The organism is Bacillus multifaciens, assembly GCF_030756675.1.
Classification (GTDB): Bacteria; Bacillota; Bacilli; order Bacillales; family Bacillaceae_G; genus Bacillus_A; species Bacillus_A multifaciens.
The window spans coordinates 38,921-44,920 of the sequence record NZ_JAVBXD010000036.1; the positions used below are offsets into that span (position 1 = coordinate 38,921).

Here is a 6,000-nt window from a genome sequence, read left to right on the forward strand (position 1 = left end):
AAATATCGGCGACTTTTTGAATATATCGACCACTTTTCTTCATATATCGGCGGAATTTAAAATATATCGACGCTTCGACAAGGGATAAAGTGAAACTTCCATCAGTGATGCTCTTCTCACTGATGGTTAGTTGAACCAATCGGGCTTTTACGGGCAGTTTTCTTCCACGTGTTTCCCTAGCTTTTACTGCCCGTTAATGCGGGATAAAAACCATTCGACAAAAAACATCAAATTTCAAACAACAATTACTGAATTAGACTTGTTAAATCGTACTTTCTCCCCTTGTATTCACCTTTATAGGGCAAGTTCATTGCCCCAATTAACCTTTTTATTACTGAACTTGATGTAATGTGAAGAAACTCTTTCAATTCTTTATTCGTAACAGTTGTTCCGAGAAGGAGCGCATACTCTTGCAAAGCATCCTTGTGCGCAGACTTAGAAATATCATTACAATTTGAACAATACCATCCTTTCATCGTCTTAACCATTGGAAGATAGGAACACTCCGGGCATTGCACTCCTTTTAATAATTCATGTTTCGCAATTTGATATTGCTCAAGAATATTTCGGTGTAAAGGAGAATGATTCGTTATCATTTGAAAGGTAAGATCTTGTATCTCTTGCACTGATAGAATCTCGACATGCATACGTTCCAAATCATCAATTTTATGTGGAAGATTTGCGCTATGAATTACTTTTCGAGAAAAATCTTGCTCATGGGAAGAAGTTTTAATAATTGTGCGGGGCGTACTAATAACAACGAGGGATTCGATTGGGAGAGTTGAAAAGCCATATAAGTGTAACCATTTTTGAAGTTGTCTTTCTTGTCTCGTTATTTGCAAGATGGGGTCTGGAAATCCTTCAGACTTTTGTTCTGATATGCGAATCAGTTGATTAAATTCGGAGTCAAACAGTAGTGTACCTGTTATATTTTTAATTTCTAACAAGAGGATGAATCGCGTGGAAAGGATGAGAGTATCAATTTGAAAATAATGATCGTGATCAAACAATCTTATATCGTGTAAAATGCTGTACTTTTTATCTGGCAAAAAGCTTAGCGGATAATCAATAGCTTGTTCACCTTTATAACCGGCCTTGTGTTTGGCCAATGTTTCAGAAATCGCATCCCTTTTCGGATGATCAGTTGGCACTCTTCTAAATAAAGCTTCTAACTGCCGAAGATAAATCGGCATTTTCCGCTCTTTCACAATCATTCCAGCCACCCCTTTATAAAATATCGGCGCTTTTTTAAATATATCGACCGCTTTTCCTCATATACCGGCGGAATTTGAAATATATCGGCGCTTCGACAAAGAATAAAGACCATTCGACAAAAAGCGCCATCCACTCCGCATGAGAAAAAGCGGCCAAAATTAATTTTTCTTCAAATCCCTCATATTAGATATATATAAAGCTATGACTAAAATGAGAATAGCTCCTGCATATAATAATGTTTCAAGTGGCTCGTCATGAGGAACAATAATTAATCGAATTAAAGCTGTAATTCCTATATAAATAAAATATCGTAATGGAAAATGATAATTTGATTTAAAATATTTAATAATCAATGCAATAAACTCAAAGTATAAAAAGTAAACAATAATACTTTCAACTAAATCATAGGATGTGTATTTTTTTGCTGAAAATATGTATTGTATAAATGTGATTGTTTCATTAATTAAAAAGATAGATAGCACTAGAGATAATATGATAAGGGCTATATTTAATATCCATTGTAAGACGCCGGAAATAAACTCATCAACATTAAATGATCGCATTTCTTCTAGCACCTCCTTCATTAATAAATCATATTAACACATTATAACAAACCCACCTTACTATACAAACGATGACTATTTCGTAATCACAATTGTAAAACTGTTTTTTAACGATGCGTTTTTACAGATCATAAAGCAAGCCAATAATGAACATATAAATATCAATCGAGTAGGAGGAGGTGATTAACCTCCGACCTCTCACACCACCGTACGTACGGTTCCGTATACGGCGGTTCAATTAAGTCTGACGAATGAGCGAATATCTGTTACTCAAGCTTTTAAGCCCTAGACAATTCAAGAAGGAATTGTCTAGGGTTCTCTTTAGGATTGGACTATTAGAGACTCTCCAATATTTCTTCCGCGAGTTTCCCCATTCGTGTGCTTTTGCTTTGGGAACTCCTAATGATTGTAATTTCTTCACTCTTGTCTTAGGTGTTTTCCATTGCTTCCATATAATCATACGAAGTCTTCTTCGAATCCACATGTCTAATTCTCTGAAAACAGTGGGTGTGTCACATAACGCATAATATCCACACCAACCGATTAGATATTGGTTGAGTTTCTCAATTCTTTGTTCCGTTGACATGGATTTGGATCTCGCTGTGAGTTCTCGAATTTTCATTTTCACTCGTTTCTTACTCTCTTTGGAGATTCGAATCTTTACCTCTCTTCCCCAACTGAAGCTAAATCCAAGAAACTTCCGTCTCCACGGTCGGTCAATTGCTGACTTCTCTTGATTTACTTTTAGTTTCAGTTTCGTTTCGATAAACTTCGTAATCGATTCTTTCACACGAATTCCCGCTTTTCTCGACTTCACATAAATATTACAGTCATCCGCATATCTTACGAATCGAAGTCTCCTCTTTTCTAGTTCTTTATCTAGTTCGTCTAGTAGGATGTTTGATAGAAGCGGACTTAATGGACCACCTTGTGGTGTTCCTTCGTTCGTATCTCTTATTACTCCGTTTATCATAACGCCCGATTGTAGATAACTTCGAATGAGCCGAAGAATTCTTTTATCTTGTACTCTTTTTACGATAATCGCCATCAATTTATCGTGGTTTACTTTATCGAAGAATTTCTCTAAATCCAAATCTATTACCCATCTATATCCTTCCCTTATATATTCTCTAGCCTTCCTAACGGCATCATGTCCTCTTTTGTTAGGTCGAAATCCGAAGCTATTTACTGAGAAAGACGGGTCAAATATAGGAGTTAATACTTGAGAAATTGCTTGTTGGATAAAACGGTCTGTCACGGTTGGGATACCTAATAATCTTACTCCTCCATTTGGTTTCGGGATTTCGATACGACGGACAGGAGAAGGTATATACGTTCCCTCCTCAATTTGTGTGCGAATGGTTTGCCAGTTCTCATACACATGCCTTCGTAGGAATGTTACGGGCATATTGTCGATTCCATGCCCCCCTTTGTTCGCTTCGACTCTTTTCAGAGCCGTTATTAAGTTTTCCCGTGACAGTAATTGTTCCATCAACATGTTGATATTCCTCTCTTCGTGAACGTTACATTCTGTTTGTGCCATTCTTTACTTAGCCCTCTTGAAGTCCCACATGTATTCACCATTTCCTCCTTCAAGTAAGTCCGATTGGATTGTCTGCTTCTACATAAAGAATGAACGCCCAGTGTATCGTTCTTCCTAATTGTTCAGTCCTTCCCCATCTTTTCGCGAGAAAATAGGTACTATGACCTCTGCTGACTTCTGACTGTTCAGCTTACTTTCACAAGTAAGGTTATCAAGTTCACTTGACGTGTCAGTCAGACCTCCCCAGGTAAGCGTATATTCTTCCTCTCCATCTATCTGCTTCATTTACTTTGCATCACCTTTGGCAGTAAGGACTTTGATTTGTGTTGCAATCTCATCCAATGATACTTAGCCTTATATGAAGTTCGTGTTCCTCAGATCAGAGATTTGCCGCCGACTTCCTTCAGATTCCGCGTCGCCACGGACACCCTTGTCTTGAGCTAATCGCTACTACTGCCTTCACGATTCGGGACTTGAACCCTAGAGAATAAACGCATGCTGGGCACACAACAAAAAATCACCTTTAGAAAAACTAAAAGGTGATTTTTGTGAAACTATTAGTGAATATCGTGTTTTTTGAAATTACCGCCCTTTACTTCTGCTACATCATATACCGTAACAAAGGCATTTCCATCAATTTCATGAATGATTTCTTTCATTTTACTTTCTTCTAAACGGTTAATGACACAAGTGATTTCTTTAAATTGCTCGCGTGAATAACCGCCGTAAACTTCATTATACGTCGCGCTTCGACCTAAGCGATCTCGAATTGTCTCTACCATTAATTCAGGTTCCTTTGTGATAATTTTAAATGTTTTAGAACCACTTAAACCTACTTCAACGATATGAATGACTTTAGAGGCAATAAAGTAGGCAATTGCTGAAAGAATAGCTCCTTCAAGGCCAAATACTGTTGAGACAAAAATAAAGACAAACATGTTTAAAAATAAGATGAGGTCACTTGTCCCAAAAGGTAACTTTCGAGAAAGTAATACGGCTAGCATATCAATTCCATCTAATGCGCCGCCATTACGCAATGCTAGCCCCATACCAAAACCGATGATAATTCCCCCAACAACGGTAACTAACAATGTATCACCGTGAATAATAGTTGGTACTCCGTGCATAAGGACCGTACCGATTGCTAATGAAGCAATACCGATAATTGAATAAATAGCAAAATTTCTACCAATTTGCTTATACCCTAACCAAACAAACGGGATGTTAATGACTGCAATTAAAAGTCCTAATGGTAATCCAAATAGTTTTGAGCTAACGATACTTAATCCCGTCACACCACCATCTGATACATTGTTTGGGATTAATATCGATTCCAGTCCATATGCTGTTATAAATGCCCCAATAATAATCATTACTACTCGTAAAACGATTTTTAGTTTATTCGGCTTCTGTTTTTTGATTATGCTCATATAATTCCTCCGTTTCAAATTATTTTCTCTTTTTATTACTACACCTGTGAGAATCGTTCTTAATAACTATTCTAACATATTATCATCAAAATACTTCTTGATACGCCTTCCTTCTTTAAGTAGAATCTTAACAATCACTCCTAAAATTTGAAAATGGTATCATATTTTACTGTTATTCCTATAAACAGTTCCAAACATATTTCTCATGAAAAGTGGAAATATGAACTTACTACATACTCAGTATAAAAAATTTTGATTAAAATACGGACTTTTACAAATTACCATATTCAAAATTGTCCGACTCATCATTCCTTCTAAATGGTATAATTAAGGGAAGGAAGGTGAATGAGCTATGAGAAAAAAAATAAGCTGGAATAACCTGATGCTTTTAGTCTCTTTAGGAACTTTTGGAGCACTCTTATCGGGTATTGCTACGTCGATTCCTAACAATATTGTATCCTGGGGAATCCTTGCTGTTGGGATTGTACTTACATTTGGGGCTTCTCTTACAGGGCTTTACTTACTGAAAAAAAACAGAGTCTACTAATAAATCAATTTTTCATATAGGAAGCATAAGTTTGCCAAAGCAGCAATCTTATGCTTCTTTTTACATACATCCAAAAATCGCTATCGCTTAAGTTATAACATTGCCGTAAGTATCTAATTAACTTATATACTTCACACGCATATTGATGCACTAGCATTGCTAAAAGCTAAAAAAAACAAACCCTCCTATCAGAGAGTTTGTTCTCACGTACATTGCTATTGAAAAAACAGCTTAAGGGGAACTGTTTACACTATTTTATCATACAGGTAACAGAAGTGATGTTGAGAAAATTTAATTCTAGTTAACGTTATATTTATTTGAGTCAATCTCCATTATAATTAGGGCTGCTTATAAAAATACACAATAACCCTGAACCACATAATTTTTTAAGTGTCCACGATTCGGGATACAGTTCCGTTTCTCCAAAAAGATAATCGGCTACAGCATTTACATCGGCATGAAAAAATTATGGATTCGCTATAAACGTACTACATTTTGATGATGAGGTGACTTTTCGCGTGTTGAATATCGTCGAAGAATCTTTATTCCGTGTCGAAGCGCCGATATATTGTAAAAATCGCCGATAAATGCTACATTTGCGCCGATATATCGATGATGTATAAAAGTATGTGTAAGCATTTTTCTGGACAAAAAAAATAAGACAAAGTACTCTCAGGTTTGTCCAGAACCTATAAATGAGAG

The 6,000-nt window shown here is 36.3% G+C and carries 5 protein-coding genes; 1 reads left to right on the plus strand and 4 read right to left on the minus strand.

Features of this window, described 5'->3' with window-relative positions:
• Positions 1 to 245 precede the first annotated feature (245 nt).
• From Q9306_RS19390 to Q9306_RS19405, 4 genes are all read right to left on the minus strand, one after another.
• Positions 246 to 1,214 carry a nuclease-related domain-containing protein gene (locus Q9306_RS19390; protein ID WP_306201423.1) on the minus strand — a complete coding sequence of 323 codons (969 nt, stop codon included), beginning with the start codon at positions 1,212 to 1,214 and terminating at the stop codon, positions 246 to 248.
• A gap of 159 nt (positions 1,215 to 1,373) precedes the next feature.
• Positions 1,374 to 1,778 (minus strand): phosphate-starvation-inducible protein PsiE, encoded by a 405-nt coding sequence (psiE, locus tag Q9306_RS19395; RefSeq protein WP_306201425.1) that lies wholly within the window; start codon positions 1,776 to 1,778, stop codon positions 1,374 to 1,376.
• Positions 1,779 to 2,016: 238 nt separating this feature from the next.
• Entirely contained in the window at positions 2,017 to 3,276 is a 1,260-nt protein-coding gene (gene ltrA / locus Q9306_RS19400) for a group II intron reverse transcriptase/maturase (protein WP_306201442.1), read from the minus strand.
• 602 nt (positions 3,277 to 3,878) lie between these two features.
• Positions 3,879 to 4,751, minus strand: a complete 873-nt coding sequence (locus tag Q9306_RS19405) for a YitT family protein (RefSeq protein WP_306201428.1) — start codon at positions 4,749 to 4,751, stop codon at positions 3,879 to 3,881.
• A 352-nt stretch (positions 4,752 to 5,103) separates the two neighbouring features.
• Between Q9306_RS19405 and Q9306_RS19410 the strand changes: the two genes are divergently transcribed.
• The gene (locus tag Q9306_RS19410; protein ID WP_306201430.1) at positions 5,104 to 5,298 is read left to right on the plus strand and encodes a hypothetical protein; all 195 of its coding nucleotides are present in this window, start codon (positions 5,104 to 5,106) and stop codon (positions 5,296 to 5,298) included.
• The last annotated feature ends 702 nt before the right edge of the window (positions 5,299 to 6,000 follow it).